General features: G+C 71.8%; 28 protein-coding genes. 21 read left to right on the plus strand and 7 right to left on the minus strand.

Annotated features, from left to right (window positions below):
• Positions 1 to 2: 2 nt before the first annotated feature.
• The 3 genes from dapE (at position 3) to ACTRO_RS30590 (ending at position 3,277) form a co-directional block, all read left to right on the plus strand.
• Positions 3 to 1,109, plus strand: coding sequence for a succinyl-diaminopimelate desuccinylase (gene dapE / locus ACTRO_RS30580; RefSeq protein WP_051451637.1), 1,107 nt, complete (start codon positions 3 to 5; stop codon positions 1,107 to 1,109).
• 150 nt (positions 1,110 to 1,259) lie between these two features.
• Positions 1,260 to 2,402 carry an alpha/beta hydrolase gene (locus tag ACTRO_RS30585; protein WP_051451638.1) on the plus strand — a complete coding sequence of 381 codons (1,143 nt, stop codon included), beginning with the start codon at positions 1,260 to 1,262 and terminating at the stop codon, positions 2,400 to 2,402.
• Between the two features lie 53 nt (positions 2,403 to 2,455).
• Entirely contained in the window at positions 2,456 to 3,277 is an 822-nt protein-coding gene (locus ACTRO_RS30590; protein WP_245594536.1) for an LOG family protein, read from the plus strand.
• Between the two features lie 7 nt (positions 3,278 to 3,284).
• Here the strand turns inward: ACTRO_RS30590 and ACTRO_RS30595 are convergent, their stop codons facing one another.
• On the minus strand, positions 3,285 to 4,613 hold the full coding sequence (locus ACTRO_RS30595) for an adenosylmethionine--8-amino-7-oxononanoate transaminase (RefSeq protein ID WP_034268644.1): 1,329 nt from the start codon (positions 4,611 to 4,613) through the stop codon (positions 3,285 to 3,287).
• A gap of 73 nt (positions 4,614 to 4,686) precedes the next feature.
• On the opposite strand from ACTRO_RS30595, the gene ACTRO_RS30600 reads away from it, so the two are divergent.
• Positions 4,687 to 5,028, plus strand: coding sequence for a DivIVA domain-containing protein (locus tag ACTRO_RS30600; protein ID WP_063628099.1), 342 nt, complete (start codon positions 4,687 to 4,689; stop codon positions 5,026 to 5,028).
• A gap of 127 nt (positions 5,029 to 5,155) precedes the next feature.
• A complete protein-coding gene (locus ACTRO_RS44175; RefSeq protein ID WP_051451639.1) occupies positions 5,156 to 5,710 on the plus strand; it encodes a GrpB family protein in 555 nt (184 codons plus the stop codon).
• A gap of 59 nt (positions 5,711 to 5,769) precedes the next feature.
• On the opposite strand, the gene ACTRO_RS30610 is transcribed toward ACTRO_RS44175, so the two are convergent.
• Positions 5,770 to 6,558, minus strand: a complete 789-nt coding sequence (locus tag ACTRO_RS30610) for an enoyl-CoA hydratase/isomerase family protein (protein ID WP_034268647.1) — start codon at positions 6,556 to 6,558, stop codon at positions 5,770 to 5,772.
• 188 nt (positions 6,559 to 6,746) lie between these two features.
• On the opposite strand from ACTRO_RS30610, the gene ACTRO_RS46225 reads away from it, so the two are divergent.
• From ACTRO_RS46225 to ACTRO_RS30630, 5 genes are all read left to right on the plus strand, one after another.
• Positions 6,747 to 6,914: a DUF3117 domain-containing protein gene (locus ACTRO_RS46225; protein WP_211244467.1), complete on the plus strand. Its 168-nt coding sequence runs from the start codon at positions 6,747 to 6,749 to the stop codon at positions 6,912 to 6,914.
• Between the two features lie 537 nt (positions 6,915 to 7,451).
• Entirely contained in the window at positions 7,452 to 8,069 is a 618-nt protein-coding gene (sigE, locus tag ACTRO_RS30615; protein WP_034277452.1) for an RNA polymerase sigma factor SigE, read from the plus strand.
• Positions 8,069 to 8,596 carry an anti-sigma factor family protein gene (locus ACTRO_RS30620; protein ID WP_034268650.1) on the plus strand — a complete coding sequence of 176 codons (528 nt, stop codon included), beginning with the start codon at positions 8,069 to 8,071 and terminating at the stop codon, positions 8,594 to 8,596. Before sigE ends, ACTRO_RS30620 begins: the two co-directional genes overlap by 1 nt.
• 302 nt (positions 8,597 to 8,898) lie before the next feature.
• Positions 8,899 to 9,306: a sec-independent translocase gene (locus tag ACTRO_RS30625; protein ID WP_034268653.1), complete on the plus strand. Its 408-nt coding sequence runs from the start codon at positions 8,899 to 8,901 to the stop codon at positions 9,304 to 9,306.
• A gap of 49 nt (positions 9,307 to 9,355) precedes the next feature.
• A complete protein-coding gene (locus tag ACTRO_RS30630) occupies positions 9,356 to 10,018 on the plus strand; it encodes a hypothetical protein (RefSeq protein WP_034268656.1) in 663 nt (220 codons plus the stop codon).
• Between the two features lie 70 nt (positions 10,019 to 10,088).
• Here the strand turns inward: ACTRO_RS30630 and ACTRO_RS30635 are convergent, their stop codons facing one another.
• Both ACTRO_RS30635 and ACTRO_RS30640 read right to left on the minus strand, forming a co-directional pair.
• On the minus strand, positions 10,089 to 11,222 hold the full coding sequence (locus ACTRO_RS30635) for an Mrp/NBP35 family ATP-binding protein (protein WP_157436550.1): 1,134 nt from the start codon (positions 11,220 to 11,222) through the stop codon (positions 10,089 to 10,091).
• 66 nt (positions 11,223 to 11,288) lie between these two features.
• Complete coding sequence (locus ACTRO_RS30640; RefSeq protein ID WP_211244468.1) at positions 11,289 to 11,825, minus strand: hypothetical protein; 537 nt, start codon at positions 11,823 to 11,825, stop codon at positions 11,289 to 11,291.
• Positions 11,826 to 11,927: 102 nt separating this feature from the next.
• On the opposite strand from ACTRO_RS30640, the gene ACTRO_RS30645 reads away from it, so the two are divergent.
• From ACTRO_RS30645 to ACTRO_RS30695, 11 genes are all read left to right on the plus strand, one after another.
• A complete protein-coding gene (locus tag ACTRO_RS30645; protein WP_063628100.1) occupies positions 11,928 to 13,004 on the plus strand; it encodes a DMT family transporter in 1,077 nt (358 codons plus the stop codon).
• Between the two features lie 51 nt (positions 13,005 to 13,055).
• Positions 13,056 to 14,015: an HpcH/HpaI aldolase/citrate lyase family protein gene (locus ACTRO_RS30650; RefSeq protein ID WP_034268663.1), complete on the plus strand. Its 960-nt coding sequence runs from the start codon at positions 13,056 to 13,058 to the stop codon at positions 14,013 to 14,015.
• 218 nt (positions 14,016 to 14,233) lie between these two features.
• Positions 14,234 to 15,427: an acyl-CoA dehydrogenase family protein gene (locus tag ACTRO_RS30655; protein WP_034268666.1), complete on the plus strand. Its 1,194-nt coding sequence runs from the start codon at positions 14,234 to 14,236 to the stop codon at positions 15,425 to 15,427.
• 65 nt (positions 15,428 to 15,492) lie between these two features.
• Positions 15,493 to 16,452 (plus strand): alpha/beta fold hydrolase, encoded by a 960-nt coding sequence (locus ACTRO_RS30660; protein ID WP_084316641.1) that lies wholly within the window; start codon positions 15,493 to 15,495, stop codon positions 16,450 to 16,452.
• Positions 16,453 to 16,578: 126 nt separating this feature from the next.
• Complete coding sequence (locus ACTRO_RS30665; protein ID WP_034268669.1) at positions 16,579 to 17,385, plus strand: hypothetical protein; 807 nt, start codon at positions 16,579 to 16,581, stop codon at positions 17,383 to 17,385.
• 310 nt (positions 17,386 to 17,695) lie between these two features.
• Positions 17,696 to 18,196 (plus strand): MaoC family dehydratase, encoded by a 501-nt coding sequence (locus ACTRO_RS30670; RefSeq protein WP_034268672.1) that lies wholly within the window; start codon positions 17,696 to 17,698, stop codon positions 18,194 to 18,196.
• Positions 18,197 to 18,267: 71 nt separating this feature from the next.
• Positions 18,268 to 19,014, plus strand: a complete 747-nt coding sequence (locus tag ACTRO_RS30675) for a DUF6758 family protein (RefSeq protein WP_211244469.1) — start codon at positions 18,268 to 18,270, stop codon at positions 19,012 to 19,014.
• Between the two features lie 231 nt (positions 19,015 to 19,245).
• The gene (locus tag ACTRO_RS30680; RefSeq protein WP_034268675.1) at positions 19,246 to 20,082 is read left to right on the plus strand and encodes a PHP domain-containing protein; all 837 of its coding nucleotides are present in this window, start codon (positions 19,246 to 19,248) and stop codon (positions 20,080 to 20,082) included.
• A gap of 20 nt (positions 20,083 to 20,102) precedes the next feature.
• Complete coding sequence (locus ACTRO_RS30685) at positions 20,103 to 20,720, plus strand: MarC family protein (RefSeq protein ID WP_034268678.1); 618 nt, start codon at positions 20,103 to 20,105, stop codon at positions 20,718 to 20,720.
• Positions 20,721 to 20,812: 92 nt separating this feature from the next.
• On the plus strand, positions 20,813 to 21,496 hold the full coding sequence (locus ACTRO_RS30690) for a DUF1707 SHOCT-like domain-containing protein (protein ID WP_211244470.1): 684 nt from the start codon (positions 20,813 to 20,815) through the stop codon (positions 21,494 to 21,496).
• Between the two features lie 57 nt (positions 21,497 to 21,553).
• The gene (locus ACTRO_RS30695; RefSeq protein WP_034268681.1) at positions 21,554 to 22,105 is read left to right on the plus strand and encodes an RNA 2'-phosphotransferase; all 552 of its coding nucleotides are present in this window, start codon (positions 21,554 to 21,556) and stop codon (positions 22,103 to 22,105) included.
• On the opposite strand, the gene ACTRO_RS30700 is transcribed toward ACTRO_RS30695, so the two are convergent.
• From ACTRO_RS30700 to ACTRO_RS30710, 3 genes are all read right to left on the minus strand, one after another.
• Positions 22,106 to 23,356, minus strand: a complete 1,251-nt coding sequence (locus ACTRO_RS30700) for a hypothetical protein (RefSeq protein ID WP_034268684.1) — start codon at positions 23,354 to 23,356, stop codon at positions 22,106 to 22,108.
• Positions 23,353 to 23,847, minus strand: coding sequence for a SigE family RNA polymerase sigma factor (locus tag ACTRO_RS30705; RefSeq protein WP_051452541.1), 495 nt, complete (start codon positions 23,845 to 23,847; stop codon positions 23,353 to 23,355). Before ACTRO_RS30705 ends, ACTRO_RS30700 begins: the two co-directional genes overlap by 4 nt.
• A gap of 93 nt (positions 23,848 to 23,940) precedes the next feature.
• Positions 23,941 to 25,116 carry an acyl-CoA dehydrogenase family protein gene (locus ACTRO_RS30710; RefSeq protein ID WP_034268690.1) on the minus strand — a complete coding sequence of 392 codons (1,176 nt, stop codon included), beginning with the start codon at positions 25,114 to 25,116 and terminating at the stop codon, positions 23,941 to 23,943.
• Positions 25,117 to 25,251: the final 135 nt, after the last annotated feature.

The following is a 25,251-nucleotide window of genomic DNA, read 5'->3' on the forward strand; positions in this document are numbered from 1 at the left end:
CCATGGGCACGACGCAGCAGGAGCAGCCGGCGGTGGCACTCGACCTCGGGCTCGAGGTGGGCGAGCTGACCGCCGCGCTGGTGGACATCCCCTCGGTCAGCGGCGCGGAGCTGCCGCTGGCCGACGCGGTCGAACGCGAACTGCGGGCCCTGCCGCGGCTGCGGGTGGACCGGCACGGCAACAACCTCGTCGCGCGCACCGGGTTCGGCCTGCCCGAGCGGGTGGTGCTGGCCGGGCACCTGGACACGGTGCCGATCGCGGACAACCTGCCCTCCCGGGTGCAGGACGGGCGGCTGTACGGCTGCGGCTCGACCGATATGAAGAGCGGTGTGGCGGTCCAGCTGAAGATCGCCGCCGAGCTCGGCGCGGCCGACGGGCCGACGCCCGCGCGCGAGGTGACCTTCGTGTTCTACGACTGCGAGGAGGTCGAGGCCGAGCGCAACGGCCTCGGCCACCTCGTGCGCGAGCACCCGGACTGGCTCGCGGCCGACTTCGCCATCCTGCTCGAGGGCACGGACGCGCAGATCGAGGGCGGCTGCAAGGGCACGCTCAGGGCCACGGTGCGCACCCGCGGGCAGCGCGCGCACAGCGCCCGGGACTGGCTGGGCGTCAACGCCATCCACCTCGCCGCGCCGATCCTGACCCGTCTGGCGCAGTATCAGGCCCGTGAGGCCGATGTCGAAGGGCTGATCTACCGCGAATGCCTCAACGCGGTCGGTATCACCGGCGGGGTGGCCGGCAACGTCATCCCGGACGAGTGCGTGGTCACGGTCAACTACCGGTTCGCCCCGGACCGCTCCGAGCAGGAGGCCGCCGCGCACGTCGTCGAGGTCTTCGAGGGTTTCGACGTGCAGATCACCGATTCCGCGCCCGGCGCGGCGCCGGGGCTCTCGCTGCCGGCCGCCGCCGCCTTCGCCGCGCTGGTCGGCGGCACGCCGGCGGCGAAGCAGGGATGGACGGACGTGGCCCGATTCGCCGGTTCGGGTGTACCCGCCGTCAATTACGGACCCGGCGACGCCACGCTGGCCCATACTCGGCAGGAGTACGTGGAACTCGAGCGGATCACCCGCACCCTCGCAACACTGCGGCGGTGGCTCGATCTCGGATAGACAACGGGTTCATGGCGCGATGGCGATATCCTTGAAGGCCATGGCAACCCTGGTCAGAGCCCGGACGTCATCCCGTGACGGGAGCGATGTCCGGGTTCCTCGACACGAGGGCCGCGGACGCGTCGAAGCGAGCGGAACGGGCTTACGGGTATGGGCTTGACCAGCGAAGGCTTTCTCATCGTCGTCATCGCGGCGGTGGCGCTTTTCCCGTTGCTGACCCTGCTGCTGTGGAACCGGCTGCCCGGACCCCGCCCGGTGAAGGTGGGCTCCCGACTCGGCCTGATCCTGATGGCCCAGGTCAGCGCCGTGCTGCTGGCGGCGCTCTGGATCAACAACAGCTACCAGCTCTACACCTCCTGGTCCGACCTGTTCGGCCGGGACGGCGGCACCGGCGCGATCGCCGCGGCCACCCCGGCCGACCGGCCCGGCGTGCGCAGCGCCTCGCTGCCCAACGCGAGGCTGTTCCGGCCGATGTCCGGCGTGGCCGACGGCTACAGCGCCACCATCTCCGGGCCGCGCTCGCACATCGTCAACAACGTATCGGTCTGGCTGCCGCCGCAGTACTTCGAGACCGCTTACGAGCACGCCGAATTCCCGGTGGTGCAACTGCTCTCCGGCACCCCGGGCTCGCCGCAGACCTGGCTGGAGGGCATGCAGGCGCCGCTCGCGCTGACCCGGCTGGTGGACAGCGGCCGGGCGCACCCGTTCATCCTGGTCTCCGCCGCGATCAACGTCGACCCCGGACACGACCCGGACTGCTCGAACATCCCGAACGGCCCGAAGGTCGCCACCTGGCTGACCTCGGACGTGCGCGATCTGGTGCTCACCTCGTTCCGGGCCTCCTCGAACCGCGACTCCTGGGGTCTGATGGGGTATTCGGAGGGCGGGCTGTGCGCCTCGAAGCTGGCGCTGCAGTACCCGCGGCTCTACTCCGCCGCCGTCTCGCTGAGCGGCGACGACCACCCCGACGGCGACCTGCTCAAGCCCGGCACCGCGGCCTACGAGCAGAACGCGCCGCTGTGGCTGCTCCAGCACAAGGAGCCGGCCCACGTCTCGCTGCTGCTCACCGGCACGCACCAGGACGGCGACGTGGCCGCCGAGGCCGCCGCCATGGCCGCCGCGGCCCACGAGCCCACCACCGTCCAGACGCTGATGGCCGCGCGCGGCGGCCACAACATGGGCGTGTGGAAGGCCGACGAGACGCCCGCGTTCGAGTGGCTCTCCGGCCGTCTGCTGGCGCCCTCCTCGCTGGTGTACGCGGCCGGACCGCAGCTGATCAGCGGGATCGGCTGAGCGGCCGCGGCCCGGTCGGGTCCGGCCGCGCCCCGAACGGATAACGTGGCGGCGTGACAGAACGAGAGACGGAGAACAGCCAGCCGGCACCGCACAACAACGTGCACCCGCGCCGGCACCTGAAGGAACGCTTCCGCGGCCCGGTGCTTTTGCGCCGCACCCAGATCCCGGCCCCCGACGACACCACCACCGACCAGCGCCTGCTCGAGTCCGAGGGCTCGACCGACTGGCTGCACGAGGATCCGTGGCGGGTGCTGCGGATCACCTCCGAGTTCGTGGCCGGATTCGAGACGCTGGCCGAGATCGGGCCGGCCGTGGCCGTGTTCGGCTCGGCCCGCACCAAGGCCGGCACGCCCGAGTACGCCACCGGCGTCGAGGTCGGCCGGCTGCTGGCCAAGGCCGGGTACGCGGTGATCACCGGCGGCGGCCCGGGCGCGATGGAGTCCGGCAACCGGGGCGCGGTCGAGGGCGACGGGGTGTCCGTCGGCCTCGGCATCGAGCTGCCGTTCGAGCAGGGCCTGAACGACTACGTCGACCTGGGCCTGAACTTCCGTTACTTCTTCGTGCGCAAGACGATGTTCGTCAAATACGCTCGTGGGTTCATCGTGCTGCCGGGCGGCTTCGGCACCCTCGACGAGCTGTTCGAGGCGCTCACGCTGGTGCAGACGCAGAAGGTCACCTCGTTCCCGATCGTGCTGGTGGGCACCGGGTACTGGTCCGGCCTGCTGGACTGGCTGCGCGAGCGGGTGGTGGCCGAGGGCAAGGCCTCGGCCGCCGACCTCGACCTGCTGCATGTGACCGACTCGCCGGAGGAGGCGGTGGAGATCATCCGCACCACCCAGCCCGCACGCAGGTCCGCGCTGCGCACCATCTGACGGCCGGTCACGCCCCCGTGGCGGCCCGGTGCGACGCCTGCGCCGCCGCGCACACCGCCCGGCAGATCGCGGCCACCTGGTCGTCGGTCGTCGGGTACGGCGGCATGGTGTAGATCAGGTCGCGGAACGGCCGCAGCCAGACGCCGGCGGCCACCGCCGCGTCGGTCGCCGCGGCCAGGTCCACCTCGTGCTCGAGCTGGACCACCCCGATCGCGCCGAGCACCCGCACGTCCCGCACGCCCGGAAGCTCGCGGGCCGCGCCGAGCCCGGCGCCGAGGGCCGACTCGATCCGGACGACGTCCTCGCGCCAGCTCGTGCCGCCGCGCAGCTCCGGATCGGTCAGCAGGTCGAGCGAGGCGTTGGCCACGGCCGCGGCCAGCGGGTTGCCCATGAACGTCGGCCCGTGCGCGAGCACCGGCACCTCGCCGCCGCTGATGCCCTGCGCCACCCGCGGCGTGCACAGCGTGGCGGCCAAGGTGAGGTAACCGCCCGTCAGCGCCTTGCCCAGGCACATCACGTCCGGGCACACCCCGGCGTGGTCGGCGGCGAACAGCTCGCCGCTGCGCCCGAAGCCGGTCGCGATCTCATCGAACACGAGCAGCACGTCGTGCTCGTCGCACAGCTGCCGCAGCGCCCTGAGGTAGGCGGGGGAGTGGAAGCGCATGCCGCCCGCGCCCTGCACCACCGGCTCCACGATCACGGCCGCGAGCTCGGCGGCGTGACGCTCCATCAGGTCGGACAGGTGGGAGAGGTAGGCCTGGTCCGGCTCGGCCGCGAAGCCGGCCGGCGGCGCGTCCGCGAACACCTGCTCGGGCAGCACCCCGCTCCACAGGCTGTGCATCCCGCCCTCCGGGTCGCACACCGACATCGGATGGAAGGTGTCGCCGTGATAGCCGCCGCGCCATGTCAGCAGCCTGCGTTTGCCCGGGCGTCCGAGCGAGCGCTGGTACTGCAGGCACATCTTGATCGCGACCTCGACCGAGACCGATCCGGAGTCGGCCAGGAAGACGTGCCGCAGCGGGTCCGGCGTCAGCTCGACCAGCCGCTCGGCCAGGCGCACGGCCGGCTCGTGAGTGAGGCCGCCGAACATCACGTGCGCGAACCGGTCGATCTGGGCGTGCGCCGCGGCGTCGAGCACCGGGTGCCGGTAGCCGTGCACGGCGGCCCACCATGAAGACATTCCATCGATCAAGGAGGTCCTGCCCTGCGCTCCGGCGACCTCGAGACAGACCCCGCGCGCGCCTGTGACCAGCAACGGAGTCGCGGTTCCGGGCATCGGACCGTAGGGATGCCACACGTGCGCACGGTCCAGCTCAAGCAGCTCGCGATACTCCATCGGCACACCGTATCCCGATCGCTGTATTGTTCCTTGCACGGCTCCTGGCCCACGAGTACGGAGGCAACGCCGCATGTTCTACTTCCAGCTGCTCGTCGTAGTGGTCCTGCTCATCGCGGTGGGCTGGGTGGCCGTGGGCGGCGGCGGGCATCTGTCCCAGCCGGTCCCGGACCGGCCGGACCCGGCCGTGCCCGAGACGGGCCTGCTCGGCCGGGAGCACGTGGACAAGGTCCGGTTCTCGGTGGGCGCGCGCGGCTACCGGATGGACGAGGTCGACGACATCCTCGACCGGCTCGCGAACGAGATCGACCAGCGGGACAGGCGGATCGCCGAGCTCGAGCACGCCGGGGTGCCCCACGCCGGCTCCAACGGCGCGCAGGCGCACTCCGAGGAGCCCGACGGCCCGCAGGAGTGATCCGGCGACGGCCCTCACTACTTCAGGTGATTTCCGCGTGACGTCTTGACGTCGCGTGGCCGACGCGGTTTCCTGGCAGCACTCCGACCCGAACCCTGACTCCGGTGCGAACTCCGGGAGGTGCGGCGTGGCCCAGCAGATCACCCGAGTCCACAGCGAGACGACACCGATCCGGCTCCGGCCTTATGACGGCCAGTGGTCGGCGTACTTCCAGCAGTATCGAAGCCTGATCCAGAGCGTGCTCGGCGAGCGCGCGACGCTGATCGAGCACATCGGCTCCACCGCCGTGCCCGGCCTGCTCGGCCAGGCGTGCGTGGACGTGCTGCTCGCGGTCGCCGAGCCGGACGCCGAGGAGGACTACCGGGCCGAGCTCGAGGGCCTCGGCTTCCGGCTGTGGCAGCGCGAGCCGGACCGGCGCGTGTTCGGCAGCGAGCCGGCCGCCCACGGGCTGCCGCCCTGCCCGGCCCGGCTGTTCGTCTGCCGCTCCGGCGGCACCTGGGAGTTCGACCAGCTGCTGCTGACGCACTACCTCGGCGCGCACGAGGAGCGCCGCGAGGCCTACGCCGAGCTCAAGAGCCGGCTCGCCGACGTCCACCGGGACGACCCGGAGGGTTACGCGCTGGCCAAGCGCCCGTTCCTGCGCGAGACGGTGCGGATGGCGCACCGCTCGTTCCTGGACTGATCGAGCGCGGATCGAGCGGGCGCCGCTGCTGACTTTCGAGGCGTCGGCCCCGCAGGACGTCAGCGCTGCCCGGTGAAGACCGGCGGCCGCTTGGCCAGGAAGGCCTCGACCGCCTCCCGGTGGTCCGGCGCCGCGGCGCAGCGTTGCTGCATCGCGTCCTCGACCTCGAGCGTCTCGGCCAGCGTGTGGCTGGCTCCGTACGCCACCGACTCCTTGATCGAGGCGTAGGCCACCGTCGGTCCGGCCGCCAGCTTCTCGGCCACCTCGCGGGCCCGCTCGGCCAGCTTCTCCGCGGGCACCAGCTCGGTGTAGAGGCCGAGCTCGTACGCGCGCTCGGCCGAGATGGTCTCCGGCAGCAGCAGCAGTTCCAGCGCGCGGGCCTGGCCGACCAGCCGCTGCAGCGTCCAGGAGGCGCCCGAGTCCGCGCTCAGCGCGACGCCGGCGAAGGCGAGGTTGACCTTGGCCTCCGGGCACCCGATGCGCAGGTCGCAGGCCAGCGCGAAGCCGGCCCCGGCACCGGCCGCGACCCCGTTGACCGCCGCGATGACCGGCTTGGCCATGCCCGCGATGGCGAGGGTGATCGGGTTGTAGTGCTTCTCGACCGTGTTGGAGATCGGCTCGCCGGAGGTCAGCTTGCCCACGTGCTCGCGCAGGTCCTGGCCCACGCTGAAGGCGCGGCCGGTCCCGGTCAGCACCACCGCCCGCACCGCGCTGTCGCCGGCGGCCTGCCGCAGCGCGTCCAGCAGCGCGTCCTTCGTGGCGTCGTCCAGCGCGTTCATCGCGTCCGGGCGGTGGAAGGTGATGGTGGCGACGGCGCCTTCCACGGCGTAGCCGACGGGTTGCGCCACGGGGCTCGAAGTGCTCACGGTGTGCCTCTTCCTCTCGGGTTGAGGAAGAAGTTACCGGCTGGTAAGGCAACAGGCCAGACGCCGTTCCCCGCGCGTGGTCGAACCGGTATCCTCCGCTCCTTTTCGCAGTGTCGGTGTCATGCGGGATAATGGGACAGGTCAGGGTGTCTGCAGGAAGGGGAATGCGCATGGCGGCGATGAAGCCGCGAACGGGCGACGGCCCGCTCGAAGTGGTCAAGGAGGGGCGCGGCATCGTGATGCGGGTGCCGCTCGAAGGCGGCGGACGGCTTGTCGTCGAGCTCAACGCCGAAGAGGCGGGAGCCCTGGGCGACGCCCTGAAGAACGTCATCGGCTAGCGGAGCCCGGTACCAGGCGGCCGCGACCGGCAGGCGGGCACGCGAGGCGGCTGTGCCCGCCTTCCGGCATACCCGAACACGGTCACCCATCCGGCCGTATCAGCCACGCAGCGTGACGAGAAGCACCGGCGGCGCCCGGCACCCTGACCGCGCCCGCGCCGACCGGTGCCGCCCATGCCGTCGGCACGGGCCCCTCGGCGCACGGCCGACGCCGGTCGGCGACGCTCGGCGACGGCGTCCGGCGCGGCCCGGGAACCCGCGCCGAGGCGCGCTCGTTGATCCTGGTGTCAGAGCTCAGCCGGGTGCAGCTGCCCGGCGGGCGGGTCGAAGTTGACAGACTCTCTGTCAACTTTCAGGCCCTTCTCAGCCTTGGCGAAGGGGAAACGGGCTATGGTGACCAGTGCAGCGGTACTCGAAAAACGAGGAGGTAGTGCCGTGGCGCTCGGGGGCGAGTCAGAGCACTGGGGAGCGGGCGCGAACAGCCCGGCCGAAACGGGCGAGGCCGGCGGCGCCGGCGAGTCCGCGGAGCAGTTCGGCATGCCGGTCCTGGGCCAAGGCCCGGTCGACTGGACGCCGCCGAGCTGGGAAGAGGTCGTGCGCACGCACTCGGCCCGGGTCTACCGGCTGGCCTACCGCCTCACCGGCGACCGGCACGACGCCGAGGACCTGACCCAGGAGGTCTTCGTCCGGGTCTTCCGCTCGCTGAGCACCTACGCCCCCGGCACCTTCGAGGGCTGGCTGCACCGGATCACCACCAACCTCTTCCTCGACCAGGCCCGGCGCAAGTCGCGGATCCGGTTCGAGGGCCTCGCCGACGACGCCGCCGAGCGGCTCGCCGGCCGCGAGCCCACCCCGGCCCAGGCCTACTTCGACGCCCACCTCGACGGGGACATCGAGGCCGCGCTCGCCGCGCTGCCGCCCGAGTTCCGCGCCGCGGTGGTGCTCTGCGACATCGAAGGCCTCTCCTACGAGGAGATCGCCGCGACCCTCGGGGTCAAGCTCGGCACCGTGCGCTCCCGGATCCACCGCGGCCGCGGGCAGCTGCGGGCCGCGCTGGCGCACCGCGATCCACACCGCCGGCTCGAGGGGGAGGGCGCTTCGCCCGACCCGCAGGAGGAGACCCAGCGCGGCCGTGGCGGAAAGGGGATGCGGTAATGGCGTTGTTCGGCGATCACCTCGGCCCCCGGCTCGCCGCCCTCGTCGACGGTGAGCTCTCGCACGACGACCGCGACCGCGCGCTCGCGCACATCGCGGGCTGCGCCGCCTGCCGCGCCCTGGTCGAATCCGAGCGCACGCTCAAGGGGCAGCTCGAGTCCATGGCGATGCCGGAGCCCTCGGCCCGGCTGATGGCCGCGCTCTTCCAGATCCCGCAGACGCACGGCTCCCGCCGGGACGACGACGACCCGCCGTTCGGCGCCGGCGGCGATCGTCCCCGTTCCGGTGCCTTCGGCTCGCTGCTCGGCCGCTCCGCCTCGTTCCTGCCCGAGTTCGCGGTGGGCCTGCGCCCGCTGCCGCCGCACGGCGACGGCGACGCCGAGGAGGACACCTCGCACAGCGGCTACGCCCGGCTGGCCGGTCCGTCCTCGCTCTGGCCGGCCTCCTCCGGCCGCGCGCCGCAGAACCCGGAGTACGCCCGGGCGTCCGGCCGCGCCCCGCTGCGCCCGCTGTGGTTCGCCGAATAGGCGTCGCGCCGCACCTGTCTTCCGCCGAATAGGCGCGCACCCGATCGACCCCGCGTCCGCAGTGGCCGTCCGCCGCGCGGACGCGGCGGCGTTCGTGGTGACGGTCCGTCGATCATGCTGCCCGATCACGTGATCAGCCGACGCTTCCGCCGCCTTCGGCCGGGTGATATTCGGGGTGCCTCTGTCATCGGGCCTCATTCGGGGATTACTGTGGATACCGACCGCCGCGTCCGGCGCCGCTTACGGGACGAGGCCGGTCGACCACCCTCAAGGCCGCGCCTTCCGACCGCCGGAGCCAGACGATGTTCTTCGACTTGTCCCTGCCCGAAATAGTCGTGCTCCTCGGGCTCGGAATCGTCCTGTTCGGTCCGGACAAACTGCCCCAGGCCGCCGCCAGCGCGGCCCGGTTCCTGCGGCAGGTGCGGGCCTTCAGCGACAACGCCCGACAGGACCTGCGCAAGGAACTCGGCCCCGAGTTCGAGGACCTCGACCTCGCCGATCTGAACCCGAAGACCTTCGTGCGCAAGAACCTGCTCGGCGAGGGCGAGGAGCTGCGCGACCTGCGCAAGGAGATCAACGGCACGCTGAACGAGGCCGGGACCCTGACCCCGACGCCCGTGCCCGCGCCGCGCGTGACCGACGTGGCCAACGGGAGCAGCCCGGCCCTCGGCGCCGGCGAGCAGCCGCCGTACGACGCAGACGCCACCTGACCGGACTTGCCCCCGGGGGCGGCGTCGCCCACACGATTGCGAGAACCGGATGCTCCGGCACAATCCGCAGGACGCGACGCCCGGCGCCACTGAAGTCGACGTCCCCCTGCCCGCCCAAGCCCCCGCCGCCCCGGACGCCTTCGCCCGGGCCGGCCTGCCCTGGTACGGCCTCGACGCCGGCTGGCAGGGCCCGCGCAGCCTCGGCGCCGTGTGCACCGGACCGGACGGCATGGTGGAGTTCGGCACCCTGCGCCACGGCGACGGCGGTGCGCTGCGCCCGGACGCCCAAGCCCAGCGCCGCTCCGTCACCGTGCTGACGATGGCTCGGCTGGGCCGCCGCCCCCTCTACAAGCCCGACGGCGCCACGGCCGGCTCGGTCGAGGCGATGACCGCCTCCGCCGCCGCCGCGCTGGCCGGAGTGGGTCTGGTCGACGACAACTGGCCCTGGCACCTGGATGCGACGACTCGTCAGTACTGGGTGGATCAGCAGCGCGACATGGCCTACGCGGTGGCCGAGACCCTGGGCACAGAGCCCTGGCAGCCGCTCACCCTGCTCGTCGGCGAGCAGCAGCAGGAGTTTTACTACCGCGAGTCGCTCTACGGCTGGGTCATGGCCGCCGCGCGCCCCGACTGCTTCCTGGCGGCCTACGGGCGCGGTGTCTCGGCGTACTCGCTCGCCTTCGTCCGGGTCGACCCGAGTCTCTACGCGTGACGTTCGGCCCTGACCCCCGTGTCGCCGAGGGGGTCAGGGCCGAAAGTTACTCAGTTTGCGCGTCCGGGTTCTAGGCCTTCGAGACGCTCAGGGACATGCCGACCAGACCGCGGGAGCGGACGGTGAGCTTCTCGGCGATCTGGCCGAGGACCGCGCTCGCCGGGGCCTGCGGGTCGGACAGGACCACGGGGACGCCGCCGTCGCCACCTTCGCGCAGGCGCAGGTCGATCGGGATCTGGCCGAGCAGGGGGACGTTCGCGCCGGTGACCCGGGTCAGCGCGTCCGCGACGGTCTGGCCGCCGCCGCTGCCGAAGACCTCGACCCGCTCGTCGCAGTGCGGGCAGGGCATCCAGGACATGTTCTCCACCACGCCGGCGATCCGCTGGCGGGTCTGCATCGCGATCGTGCCCGCGCGCTCGGCCACCTCGGCGGCGGCCTGCTGCGGGGTGGTGACCACCAGGATCTCGGCGTTCGGCACGAGCTGGGCGACCGAGATCGCCACGTCGCCGGTGCCGGGCGGCAGGTCGAGCAGCAGCACGTCGAGGTCGCCCCAGTAGACGTCGGCGAGGAACTGCTGCAGCGCCCGGTGCAGCATCGGGCCGCGCCAGACCACCGGCTCGTTGCCCGGGGTGAACATGCCGATGGAGATCACCCGGACGTTGTGCGCGACCGGCGCCATGATCATGTCCTGCACCTGGGTCGGCCGCTCGGTCACGCCGAGCATCCGCGGCACGGAGTGGCCGTAGATGTCCGCGTCCACGATGCCGACCTTCAGCCCGCCGGCCGCCATGGCCGCGGCCAGGTTCACCGTCACCGAGCTCTTGCCGACGCCGCCCTTGCCGGAGGCGACCGCGAACACGCGGGTGAGCGAGCCGGGCTTGGCGAACGGGATCTCCCGCTCGGCCCGGCCGCCGCGCAGCTGGGCCTGGAGCTGCTGGCGCTGCTCCTGGCTCATCACGTCGAGCTCGATGTCCACGCTGGTGACGCCGGCGAGGGCGCCGACCTCGCGGGAGATGTCGGTGCGCAGCGGGTCCTTGTGCGGGCAGCCGGCCACGGTCAGGTAGATCCCGACGTTCACGGCGCCGCCTTCGACCGCCACGGATTTCACCATGCCGATCTCGGTGATCGGACGGCGGATCTCCGGGTCCTGCACCCGCGCGAGCGCGGTGCGGACCTGCTCTTCGGTGACGGTCGCTACGGTCATACCGCTCATACTAGTCAGTAACCCCCGGTTGGATGTCACCTGGCCGGACGAGTGTGACGCGATCGGCTACCGGCGGCGGGTGGTGCCGGGGCCGGACTGGACCGGCGCGGCGCCGCTGGCCTTGGCGTAGCGGCCCGGGCCCTCGAGCAGCGGGCCCTGCGGCACGATCCGGTAGACCACCGAGTGCGCGGCCCAGCGCTCGGGCTGCGCCTCGCCGTCGCGGGCGTTGAGGCGCTTGGCGTGCAGCGTGGGGACCACCTCGGCCCACTCCGTGCTGCCGGGCTCGATCCGGCCGACCAGACCGGACCAGGTGGCCAGCCGGCCGCCCTTGTCCTTGGAGCGCACGGTGATGCGCACCAGCTGTCCGTCGGACAGGCCCGGCACGTTCTGCTCGCCGCCGCCGGTGACCAGGTAGGCGGCGCCGCGGCCGTCCACCTCGTGCCAGACGTGCCAGACCACGCGGTCGCGCATGCCCGGCACGGCCACCCAGAGCAGGCCGGACTTCTTACAGGCCTCCTCGACCAACGCGGCGTCAGGCAGCGCGGGCGGGAGCGTCGCGACGGAGGACGACGAGGGCGAGGCGGGGTACTGCGGCCGGGTCATGGTCCAAGACTGTCCCACAGTGCATTTCGCCGATTGTCAGTGGGACAGCTTGTAGAAGTTCGCAGGCCGCATGGTATGCCGGATGGCCTTCTCGGGCGGGGCTTGTACGCTGAGGAGGCACCGTGTCATACCCGCCTTCCGGAGGTACCCCTGACCAGCCAGCCCGCCCTCCCGGTCGACGCGCTGTCGGTGGCCGCGGCGGCGCCCGCCCCGGCGCCGGCGACGCGTGGCCGGTCCGCCGTGCACCGGCCGCCGGCCAAGGACGTCCCGATCCTCGCGCTGGCGGTGCTCGGCGTGGGCACCTCAGGACCCTTGATCGCCGCGACCCGCGCGCCCGCGCTGGCGATCGCCATGTGGCGCAACGCTCTGGGCGCCGCGGTGCTCACGCCGTTCGCGCTGCTGCGCCACCGCGACGAGCTGCGGGCGCTGCGGCGGGCCGAGTGGCTCACGGCGCTGCTGGCCGGTCTGACCCTCGGCCTGCACTTCGCCACCTGGACCCCGAGCCTGTCGATGACCTCGGTGGCCTCGGCGACGGCGTTCGCCGCGACACAGCCGATCTTCGCGGCCGTGATAGCCAGGCTGCGCGGCGAGCACGTGGCCGCGCGCGCCTGGACCGGGATCGTGATCGCCTTCCTCGGCGTGGTCGCGCTCTCGGGCGTCGACCTGCACCTGTCGCTGCACGCCTTCCTCGGCGACCTGTCCGCGCTCACCGCGGCCGGGTTCGCGGCGATCTACATGACCTTGGGCGCCAAGGTGCGCCAGACGGTGTCGCTGACCCCTTACACCAGCATCTGCTACGGCACGGCCTCACTGACGCTGCTGCTGCTGGCGTTCGTCACCGGCCAGTCGCTGCTCGGCTTCTCCGGCAACGCCTGGCTCAAGATCCTCGCGCTCACCGCGGGCGCCCAGCTGCTCGGGCACACCCTGTTCAACCGGGCGCTGAAGACCACCAGCCCGACCGTGGTCTCGGTGGTGATCCTGCTCGAAGTGCCGATCGCCGCGCTGATCGCGGCCGTGTGGCTGGGGCAGGTGCCCTCGATCTGGGCGCTGCCGGGGGCGCTGCTGATCCTGGCCGGGCTGGTGGCGATCAGCACCGCCGGGGCCACCGCGGCCGAGCCGGAAACCGACAGCGCGCCGAGTGGCGCGCATCACGCGGCGCTCATCCCTACTGACGGGTAACCTCACCAGGGACAACGGTCCGTACCCTGACGGGAAGGAACCACCCCTCTCATGTCCGCAGTCAACCGCCCGCGCCGCTCCTGCCTGGCCGTGCCGGGCAGCAACCCGCGCTTTCTGGCCAAGGCCCAGACTCTGCCGGCCGACCAGGTCTTCCTCGATCTCGAGGACGCCTGCGCGCCGCTGGAGAAGGAGGGCGCCCGGCTCAAGATCGTCGAGGCGCTCAACGAGGGCGACTGGACCGGCAAGACCCGCACCGTGCGCGTCAACGACCTGACGACGCATTGGACCTACCGTGACGTGATCACCGTGGTCGAGGGCGCCGGCGCGAACCTGGACTGCATCATGCTTCCCAAGGTCCAGGACGCCGGGCAGGTGCTCTGGCTGGACCTGCTGCTGACCCAGATCGAGAAGACGATGGGGCTCGAGGTCGGCCGGATCGGCATCGAGGCGCAGATCGAGAACGCCCGCGGCCTGGTGAACGTGGACGCCATCGCCGGCGCCTCGCCCCGGATCGAGGCGATCATCTTCGGGCCGGCCGACTTCATGGCCTCGATCAACATGAAGTCCCTGGTGGTCGGGGAGCAGCCGACCGGCTACGACGTGGGCGACGCCTACCACTACATCCTGATGCGGATCCTGATGGCCGCCCGCGCCCATGACGTGCAGGCGATCGACGGGCCCTACCTGCAGGTGCGCAACGTCGAGGGCTTCCGCACGGTGGCCGGGCGCTCGGCCGCGCTGGGCTTCGACGGCAAGTGGGTGCTGCACCCGGACCAGATCGCGGTGGCGAACGAGGTCTACGCGCCGACCCAGGAGGACTACGACCACGCCGAGCTCATCCTGGACGCGTACGAGTACTGCACCTCCGAGGCCGGCGGGAAGAAGGGCTCGGCGATGCTCGGCGACGAGATGATCGACGAGGCCAGCCGGAAGATGGCGCTGGTGATCGCGGGCAAGGGCCGCGCGGCCGGCTACAGCCGGACCGGCAGGTTCGAGCCGCCGCAGGACTGAGCCGGGGCGCGGCTGGACCGGAGCGGGCGGCACCGGCGGCCGCCCGCGCCCCGGCGTGCCCGGACGCGGCCGGGCAAGGGCGGGTGGTGGGAGCGAAAGCGCGAAATCGTGGGGCGAAGCACCCTTTCCAGGCTCGCGCGGGCTGGGGATACTGGCCGGTAACAACTTCTGACCCGCACCCGATCCGGGGCGGGAGCATCGACAAGGGAGCCGTACGCATGGCACGCCTGGCCAAGACCGAGGGTCTGACCGAGATCCAACAGGAGATCCTGGGGACCGTGCGCACCTTCGTGGAGCGCGAGATCATCCCGGTCGCCACGGAGCTCGAGCACGCCGACGAGTACCCGACCGAGATCGTCAAGGGGATGGCCGAGCTCGGCCTGTTCGGGCTGATGATCCCGGAGGAGTTCGGCGGGCTCGGCGAGTCGCTGCTGACCTACGCCCTGGTGGTGGAGGAGATCGCCCGCGGCTGGATGTCGGTGTCGGGGATCCTCAACACCCACTTCATCGTCGCGTACATGATCAAGCAGCACGGCACGCCGGAGCAGCAGGCGGCGTTCCTGCCGGAGATGGCCGAGGGGCGGGTGCGCGCGGCGTTCTCCATGTCCGAGCCCGGGCTGGGCTCGGACGTCGCCGCGATAACCACCAAGGGGGTGCGCGACGGTTCCGACTATCTGATCACCGGTCAGAAGATGTGGCTGACCAACGGCGGCACCAGCAACCTGGTCGCGCTGCTGGCCCGCACCGACGAGGGCGCGGACACGCCGTACAAGAACCTCACCACCTTCCTGGTGGAGAAGGAGCCGGGCTTCGGCGAGGTCCGGCCCGGGCTGACCGTGCCCGGCAAGATCCAGAAGATGGGCTACAAGGGCGTCGACACCACCGAGCTCGTGCTCGACGACGTGCGGGTGCCGGCGGACCGCGTGCTCGGCGGCACGCCCGGCCGCGGCTTCGCGCACATGATGGACGGGGTCGAGGTCGGCCGGGTGAACGTGGCGGCGCGGGCGTGCGGGATCGCGTTGCGGGCCTTCGAGCTCGGCATCGCCTACGCCCAGCAGCGTTCCGCCTTCGGCAAGCCGATCGCCCAGCACCAGGCGATCCAGTTCAAGCTGGCCGACATGGCGGTCAAGGTCGAGGCCGCGCACCAGATGATGGTGCGCGCCGCGCGGACCAAGGACGCCGGACAGCGCAACGACCTCGAGGCGGGTATGGCCAAGTACCTCGCGGCCGAGTACTGCAAGGAGGTCGTCGAGGACTCCTTCCGCATCCACGGCGGCTACGGCTACTCCAAGGAGTACGAGATCGAACGGCTCTACCGCGAGGCGCCGATGCTGCTGATCGGCGAGGGCACGGCCGAGATCCAGCGGATGATCATCGGGCGCCGGCTGCTGGAGGAGTACAAGCTGCGCTGAGGTTCCGGCCGGGTGTCAGCACCCGGGTGTCAGGGTTTGTCGGTGGCCGGGGTTAGCCTGGATCCGTGAGCGTCCCGCCGCGCGTGCCCGGGCGCCTGGTCGGCGTGGCCGGGCTGGCCACCCACGTCGTGGCCGAGCCCGGGCCGGGGTCCGGTGCCCGCCCCCCGGTGCTGCTCAGCTCCGGCCTCGGCGGCGGCTGGTACGACTGGAAGCTGGTGCTGCCGCGACTGGCCGAGCACGCGCCCGCGCTCTGCTTCGACCGCCCGGGCCTGGGCTGGTCCGAGCCCTCGCGCCTCGGGCCGACGCTGGCCGGGGAGGCCGAGCGCATCAAGGCCCTGCTGACCACGCCCGGGGTGCTCGCGCCCGGCGCCGCGCCCGTCGGTCCGGCGGTGGTGGTCGGGTTCTCGCTCTCGGGCTTCCACGTCGAGGCCTTCGCGCGGCTGCATCCGGAGCTGGTGGCCGGCATGGTGCTGATCGACGGGTCGGCCGAGCCGGAGCCCGCGGCTCCGCCGACGCCGGAGCAGGCCGCCCGTTCGCTGGAGCTGTGGCAGACGGTCGGTCAGTTCGCCGCGCGCACCGGCGCCGCCGCGCTCGGTACGCCGCTGATGCGCGCGCTCGCGGTGCGGGCCACCCGGCTCGGCGGAGCAGACCTCGCCGATGCCGCGGAGGTGTCCGCCGCCGGAGCGTCCGGCCGCGTGTTCACGGCCGGACTGCTGGAGAACGCGACGTACCACGCGCTGGCCGCCCAGCTGCTCGAGCTGCGCTGCGAACGCCCGTTCCCGCAGGAGCTGCCGCTGCGGGTGATCGCCGCGTACGGCGTCTCCCCGGTGGCCCGGCTGCTGCCCTTCGCCGGCGGCTCGCTGAGACGGCGGCGCGAGCAGTGGCGTGCCCGCCAGCAGCAGTTGACGCGGATGTCCGCGCACGGAAAGCTGATCGAGCTCGAAGACAGCGCGCATTTCGTGCCGTACGACCGCCCGGACGCGATCGTCGAGGCCGTGGCCGAGGTTTGGGCTCAGCTCGTCTAGACTTCGTCCGGCCGAACCCTTTTCCCGCCTGCCCGGAGCACCTGACGCGCACCGGGCGGATAGGGCAGGATGGGCGGCGACGACCGCCCCCGCGCGGCAAGGATCAGGGAGGGCCAGGAGACTCCGATGGCAACGTATTACGTGATCGCCCGGATGGACGGAACCCGGCAGATCGGACCGGACCGGCAGGTGGTCGACCTGGCCGCGGCCCTTGAGCGCGGCATCACCACGTTCCTGACCGAGCCGGCCGACGCGGCCGAGGCGTCCGGCGAGCCGTACGGGCTGCTGCTGCACCCCGAGCCCGCGCAGACCGGCCTCGGCATCGCCGATGACATGACCCTGACACTGGGGGTGGACGGCGCGTTCCGGCTCTTCCAGCTCCAGGCCGTGCCCGCGCCGGAGCACTTCGTGCCGGCCTCCTCGGTCGGCGCGCAGGCCATCGTCACCCGCGAGTTCCTGGCCATCGCCGAGGTGCCGTCCTGGTGGGCGTACGGGCCGAACGGCCGGCGGGTGCTCGGACTGCTGTTCGCGCTCGGCAACCTGACCCGGGATCAGCTCGACCGGATCGGCAAGCGGATCGACAGCGCCGGGCTGAGCTTCGCCCGGCACAAGTTCGACGCGCTGGCCGCCGCCGACTCCGCGATCAACGCCTCCGGCCGGGCCGGCGCCGCCCGGCTCGCCCGCGGCTACGCCCGCGCGGCCACGTACGGCACCTGGGAGAAGGACTCGGCGCTCAGCCACGCCGCGTCGGCCGCGGGCGACCTGGCCTACGTGCTGACCGTGGGCGACCTGATCGAAGAGGACTACCCCGACCACCTCGCCAGCTGGCTCGCGCCGGAGATCGCCGACGTCGGCTTCGCCGGCGACCCGCTGGACTACCCGAAGCCGGGGCAGCCGGAGTTCGAGCCAGAGCCGGTGGAGCAGGACGCCTAGGGCGCGTTTGAGAAGTATCGCCGGGGCCACGGCGTCTGACGCGTGCGCTCGCTGTGTTGCCGGAGCGGTTACAGACGAGGCGAGTATGCGCCCGCCCCGGCGCCTTGCGAGCGCACGCGTCAGACGCCGTGGCCTGATCCGACGCTACTTCTCAAACGCGCCCTAGATCTGGACCTCGCAGAGGCCCTGGGACCACGGCGGCGCCCGCGCCGGATCGGCGCGGGCTGTGAGGCAAGGCACCCTACCGGTCGGTAACAAGTTGCGGCAGGATGGTCGGCACGCAACGTTCCCACCCTTCAGGAGCTGACCCATGCAGTTCGGCCGCTACTTCGAAGAGTTCGACATCGGCGCGGTCTACAAGCACTGGCCCGGCAAGACCGTCACCGAGTACGACGACCACCTGTTCTGCCTGCTCACCATGAACCACCACCCGCTGCACCTCGACGCGCACTACGCCGAGACCGCGACGGAGTTCGGCCGGAACGTGGTGGTGGGCAACTACATCTACTCGTTGCTGCTCGGCATGTCCGTGCCCGACGTGTCCGGCAAGGCCATCGCCAACCTCGAGGTCGAGTCGCTGCGGCACGTCGCGCCGACCTTCCACGGGGACACGATCTACGGCGAGACCACGGTGCTGGACAAGACCGAGTCGAAGTCCAAGCCGGACCGCGGCGTCGTCCAGGTCGAGACCAGGGGCCTGAATCAGGACGGCGTGATCGTGTGCGTCTTCCGCCGCAAGGTCATGGTGCCCAAGCGTCCCGAGGACCCGGCCGCGGCCGAGCCCCGCCCGCGGGCGCAGGGCGCGGCGTAACGCGGCCGCTCGGCCTCTCCCGAGTGACGACCGCTTGACGCCGACGCCCTAAACGGGAGACCGTTCGTATCATGAAGGCCGAGCCGAGTTGCCCACGGTGCGGGAGTCGCGTACGCGCTCCCGGCGATCCGTCGGCCCACCTGCCGGTGGTGCCGGAGTCGCTGGTCGGCTCGGTGCCGGACACCGTCCCGGAGAACCTCGCGTCGCTGCCCGCGGCCGCGCTGCCGATCGCGCCCGGGTCCGCGGTGGACCTGTGGCACTGCGAGCTGCACGGCGCGGTGCACCCGGTGCAGCCGGTGCTCGCGCCCGACGCCGAGTCGCTCGCCGGCGTGGTCGCGCACTCCCAGGTCCCGCTGTGGCTGCCCTGGCCGCTCGCCAGCGGCTGGCGCTTCGGCGGCCTGGCCTATGTCGGCGACCGCACGGACGGGGCCAGGGCCACGGTGGTGGCCGCCTCCGGACCGTCCCCGTTCGGCGGCGAGGGCGACCTGCTGCTGATCGCCGAGGAGATGGGCATCGGCATCGGCGCCCGCTTCGCCGGCCTGCCCGGCCCCGATCCGGGCCCGATCTTCGAGGACACCGCGGCGCACGCCAAGGTCTACGCGGCCGGCCGGCCCACCCCGATGTGGGCCGTGCCCGGCACCGGCGACCGCGCCGTGTTCGTCGGCGAGGCGCGCGGCATGTGGCTGTGGATGGTGCTCTGGCCGTCGATCGACGGCACCCTGCTCTACGACGAGGTGGTGCTCACCGACCTGCGCGACGCCGCCGCGGAGCTCGCGCACCTGCCGATGGGCACGCTCTCGCCGCGCTTCTTCGGGTAGCCGAGGTCTGCGGGGGTCTGCTCGCGCAGTCCCCACCCCGTCCCCGCGCTGCCCCGGCTCCGGGCCGAAGTGGGCCGGGCGAAGGTGCGAGCCGACGGTCCCGCCCTGCCCCGGCTCCGGGCCGAAGTGGGCCGCCGGAGGTGAGAGCCGACGGTCCCGCCCTGCCCCGGCTCCGGGCCGAAGTGGGCCGCCGGAGGTGAGAGCCGACGGCGGGCCCGGTAGCCTGGCCGAATGCGGATCGATCTGCACACCCACAGCAGTTGCTCGGACGGCACTGACACCCCGTCCGAACTGGTCGCGAACGCGGCCGCGGCCGGCCTCGACGTGATCGCGCTGACCGACCACGACACCACGGCCGGCTGGGACGCCGCGGTCACCGCGGGGGAGCGGCACGGGGTGCGGGTGGTGCCCGGGGCGGAGATCTCCTGCCGCTTCGGCGGGCCCGGCGGCATCCAGGTCCACCTGCTCGCGTACGGATTCGACCGAGGCGCCCCGGAGTTCGCGGCCGAGCGGGCGAAACTGCGCGACGACCGGGAGCATCGCGCGGAGCTGATCACTGAGCGCTGCCGCGAGCTCGGCGCGCCGATCACCTGGGAGCAGGTGCAGCGGATCGCCCGCGGCGCCTCGATCGGGCGCCCGCACGTGGCCAGCGCGCTGGTCGAGGCGGGTGTGGTGCCGAGCGTGGACGCGGCCTTCTCCAGCCTGTGGCTGGCCGACGGCGGCCGCGCCTACGTGGAGAAGTACGCCCTCGAACCCGTGCACGCGATCCGGCTGGTGCGCGACGCCGGCGGCAAGACGGTCTTCGCCCACCCGGCGGCGGCCAAGCGCGGGCGGATCGTGACGGACGAGCAGATCGCCATGCTCGGCGACGCCGGCCTGCACGGCCTCGAGGCGGACCACCCGGACCACGACGAGCCCACCCGGCAGCGGGTGCGGGCGCTGGCGAAGTCGCTGAACATGGTGGCGACCGGATCCAGCGACTACCACGGCACCCGCAAGACCGTGGTGCTCGGGCAGTGCACCACGGACCCGGAAGCCTTCGCCGCGCTGCTGCCCGAGTACGCCTGAAGGTCGAAGAACCCTCCTCGATGAATGTCACCCTCTTCGGCACCAGCTTCGTCACGCTGCTGGTGATCATGGATCCGCCCGGCACGGTGCCGGTCTTCCTCGGACTGACCTCCGGCCGCTCCAAGCGGGACCGGCGCAAGCTGGCGCTGCAGGCCTCCGTCGTCTCCTTCGGCGTGATCAGCTGCTTCGCTGCGTTCGGGCACCAGATTCTGAACTACCTGGGCATCACCGTGTCCGCGCTGGAGGGGTCGGGCGGCCTGCTGCTCCTGCTGGTCGCGCTGGAGCTGCTGACCGGGCGCGCGGACGAGCCGAGCGAGGCGGCGGACGTGAACGTGGCGCTGGTGCCGCTGGGCACGCCGCTGCTGGCCGGCCCGGGCGCGATCGTCGCGGTGATCCTGTTCGTGCAGCAGATCCACGGCGCCAGCGACTTCCTGGCGGTGGGCGCCGCGATCGTGGCCACGCACCTGGTGATCTGGCTGACGATGCGTTACTCGGTGCTGGTCATCCGGGTCATCAAGGAGTCCGGCGTCACGCTGGTGACCCGGATCGCGGGTCTGCTGCTGGCGGCCATCGCGGTGCAGATGGTGGCCGACGCGGTGCACTCCTACCTGCTCGCCTGGCACTTCGGGCATCAGTGAGCTGCCGGGCGGCGCATGCTGCCCGGGACGCGCCAGGGGTAAGGGTTCGTACCACCTGGCCGCCGTACGGCCGCGCCGCATAGGATTCCGGCATGGCGATGGACGAGCAGCCCGCGAAGCGCCGGGCGGAGATGGACCTGCGCGCCTCCGACACGGACCGCGATCATGTCGCCGAACGGCTGCGGGCAGCCGCCGGACACGGGCGGATCAGCCTGGACGAGCTTGAGGAACGGCTCGAGGCGGTCTACGCCGCGAAGACGTACGGCGAGCTGGTGCCGATCACCGCGGACCTGCCGCGGGACGCCGAGGCCGACGGGGTGGGCGCGCCGGTCGGCCGGGCCCTGCGGGTGTCCGAGCCGCAGGACGCGACGCCGCTGGTGGGCGGCGCGCCGGGATCGGTCCGGCGCAGCGCCATCGCCATCATGGCCGGGGCCAAGCGGGCCGGCGCCTGGGTGCTGCCGAAGCGCTTCCGCGCGTTCGCGTTCTGGGGCGGGGTCGTCATCGACCTGCGCGAGGCCCGGTACGAGCACGCCGAATCCGTGATCACGGCCACCGCGATCATGGGCGGGGTGCAGATCATCGCACCCGAGAACGTGTACGTGGACGTCACCGGCATCGGCATCATGGGCGGCTTCGGCGAGAACCGGTCGAACGGGGTCGGCCGGGCGAACGCGCCGGTCGTGCGGGTCCAGGGCTTCGCGTTCTGGGGCGGCGTGATGGTCCAGCACGTCGAGGCGGAGCAGGGCGGCCGGGGCGGGCGAGCGCTCGAGGGCTGAAAGTGACGGAAGAATTCCGATGCGGGCGGACGAAGCGGTCCGCTACCTTGCCCGCAAATGGAGAATAAGCAGTTAGTCAAGAATTCGAAGTTCCTCGCCCTCGTGCTGCGGCACGACCCGGGCAAGATCGGCGTGGAGCTCGACGAGGCGGGCTGGGTGTCGGTGGACGTCCTGCTCGCCGCGATCAAGGCGCGCGGGCGGCAGTTCGACCGCGGCGAGCTCGACCAGGTGGTCGCGCAGAACGACAAGAAGCGGTTCGAGTTCGATGAGACCGGCACCAGGATCCGCGCCAGCCAGGGCCACAGCGTCCCGGTGGACCTCGGATATGTGCCGATCGAGCCGCCGGAAGCGCTCTACCACGGCACCGCGACGCGCTTTCTGGAGAGCATCTTCGGCGAGGGTCTCAGGCCGGGAAGCCGGCACCACGTCCACCTTTCCACCGATGCCGAGACGGCGGTCAAGGTCGGCACCCGGCACGGCAAGCCGGCGGTGCTCGTCGTGGCCGCCGCGCGCATGCTCGCAGACGGCCACGAGTTCTTCCGCAGCACCAACGGCGTGTGGCTCACTGAGCAAGTGCCGGCCGAGTATCTCAGTAGGCTGCCGGGTTGATCACCGGTGGGCGCTCGCCAGCAGGTCACCGGCGGCGTCGTAGGTCCTGATCTTGGTGATCTTGGTGATCTCGGTACCCGGCGGGAACACATCGACGTAGTAGACGATCGGGCCGACGTTCAGGAGTTCCGACGTCACAGTCGTACCGTCGGCAAGCGTCAGCACGACCTTTTTCACGGCTGGGTTCAGCGGAGCCTCGACGATCACGTCCGTGTTCGGACCGCCCGACTGCGTCAGGGTCGGGAGGGCGACCGTCTGAGCCGACGGAATCGACTGCGTGTCATAGCAGACGTGTCCGCCCGAATAGTTCGGAAGCATCGTGAATGCGTAGCATTCCCCGAACGGCCCGTACCAAGCCGAGAAGCTCCACGCCGTTCCGTCGAGGGAACCGTGGGTCGTGCCGCTCCCGAGAGCGGATGACGTCGGCTGCCGCCCCTGCGGATACCACATGCCGATGCTCGGGAGACCGTTGCCGTTGAACGGGATCGAGTAGCCGAGTTCTGTGCCCGAGTCGGTGTACACCTTGATCGTGTCGATGCCGACGCCCAACGGAAAGACGAAGGCGACGAAGCGCTGGGGTGCCGATGTCGTATCCGAAGCCGAGATCACGGTCGGAACGGTGACGGTCTCGCCGTCCTCGAGTGCGAGCACCAGTCGGTTCACCGTGGCGGGCACCTCGCCGGAATAGAAGCCGAAACTCTCGGTGTAGTTCCCATACGGCTGTTCGTAGCCCGTGATCTCCGACAGCGGGTCGGAGAGTGCGGGCGGCTTCACGGGCGTCGTGTCATCGGTGATGTTTGGATCGGCGGGATTGTTCGGATCGGCGGGATCCGGGCTGCCGGGGCCGAGGTGGTCGAGGAAGGTCCCGCCGCCGTCCTTGCCCTCGCCGGGCTGGTAGCCGATCGTCCAGGCGACCCCGTCCACCGTGCCGGAACCGATCACGCCACGCGCCTCGTCCTGCGCGGCCGAGTCGACCTTGACGCTGTGCTTGACCGGCTTCGACGGCGTGTCCGGGTGGACGGACGGGGCGGTCTGGCCGACCAGTACGTGCCCGAGCACGCCCGCCGCCAGCGCGAAGACGACCACCGAGGCGGCGCCCATGGTCCACGTCCGCCGGCGGTGGTGCCGGATACCGCGGCCCTCAGCGAGAATCGCCTCCATCGGCACCATGCTCGGCACGAAGTCACCGAGGTCCTCATCGAGCTGTGTCCGCAGAGCCGCTTCGTCCTCGTCGTATTCGAACACGTTCACTTCGCTCCCCCTTCCAGCAGATGCGGGCTGGTGCGCAGCTTGGCCAGCGCGACCGAGGTCTGGCTCTTCACGGTGCCGACGGAACACCCGAGCACGGCCGCGGTCTGCGCCTCGCTCAGATCGCCGAAATAGCGCAGCAGCACTGCCGCGCGCTGCTTGGGCGGCAGGTCCATCAGGGCCGCTCGCAGTACCGTGCGGCGCTCCGAGGCCTCGATCTCGTCCGCCGAGCCGGGCGTGTCGGCCGACGAGGCGTGCTCGACCGCCGGCGCGTCGCCGACGAAGTGCTCGAGGACCCGCCGCTTGCGGAACCGGCCGTTGTTGGCGTTGACCAGGATCCGGTAGACGTAGGCGTCCCGGTCCTCCACGCGGCTCACCCGCGACCAGGACGCGTACACGTTGGCCAACGTGGTCTGCGCCAGGTCCTCGGCCAGCCCGCGGTCGCCGGTGAGCCCGTAGGCCAGGCGCACCAGCGACGGCCAGCGTGCGGCCATGAATTGTCGGAAGTCTTCTTCCTTGGCGTCGTTCACGCATCACCCTCCCTCGACGCATAAGAGAACCGAGGCGGGGAGAAAGGTTGGGTCGGCCTAACGGAATGCGTCCGCGCCGGTCAGTGCCTTGCCGATGACGAGCTGGTGCATTTCCGGGGTGCCCTCGTAGGTGAGCACCGACTCCAGGTTCGCGGCGTGGCGCATGACCGGGTACTCGTAGCTGATGCCGTTGGCGCCGAGGATGGTGCGGGCGGTGTGGGCGATGGCGAGGGCTTCGCGGACGCTGTTGAGCTTGCCGTAGCTGACCTGCTCGGGACGCAGCGTGCCCGCGTCCATCCGGCGGCCGAGATGCAGGGCGAGCAGCAGGCCCTTGTTGAGCTCCAGGGACATGTCGGCGAGCTTCGCCTGGGTCAGCTGGAATCCGGCGAGGGGGCGGCCGAACTGCTCCCGCGTCATGCTGTAGCCGCGCGCGGCTTCGACGCACGAGCGCGCGGCGCCCAGCGCGCCCCAGACGATGCCGTAGCGCGCCTGGTTGAGGCAGGAGAGCGGCCCGCGCAGGCCGACCACCTCGGGCAGCGCGGCGTCGCCGGGCAGCCGGACGTCCTCGAGCACGAGCTCGCTGGTCACGGAGGCGCGCAGGGAGCCCTTGTGCTTGATCTCGGGCGCGGAGAAGCCCGGCGCGTCCGTCGGCACCACGAAGCCGCGCACGCCGTCCTCGGTCTGCGCCCAGACGATCGCGACGCCGGCCACGGAACCGTTGGTGATCCACATCTTCCGGCCGCGCAGCACCCAGTCGGCGCCGTCGCGCTTGGCCGAGCTGCGCATCGAGGCCGGGTCGGAGCCGTGGTCCGGCTCGGTCAGGCCGAAGCAGCCGATCACCTCGCCCGCGGCCATCGCGGGCAGCCAGTGCTCTTTCTGTTCGGCCGAGCCCCAGCGGTGGATGGCGTACATCGCGAGCGAGCCCTGCACCGAGACCAGCGAGCGCAGGCCGGAGTCCGCCGCCTCGAGCTCGACGCAGGCCAGGCCGTACTGCACCGCGGACGCGCCGGCGCAGCCGTAGCCCTCCAGGTGCATGCCGAGCGCGCCGATCCGGCCGAGCTCGCGGGCCAGCTCGCGCACCGTCGGCAGCTCGCCGTCCTCGAACCACTGCGCGATGTGCGGCAGGACGCGCTCGGCGCACCAGTCGCGCACGGTGTCGCGGATCGCGAGATCCTCCGGGCTCAGCAGGTCGTCGATGCCGAGCGGGTCGCGGGGGTCGAAGGAGGCAGACATGGCGATCGGTCCTCGTCGTCGGGGCGGTGCCGCGGCCGCCCGGGGTTCGCCCGGCGTCCGCGCCTGTCCGCCTAAGCTACCGCCCCCGCCGCATGCTGGAATTCGATGGCACGGCTTGATCGCCCCGGGTTAGGG

This window comes from Actinospica robiniae DSM 44927, assembly GCF_000504285.1.
Lineage (GTDB): Bacteria > Actinomycetota > Actinomycetes > Streptomycetales > Catenulisporaceae > Actinospica > Actinospica robiniae.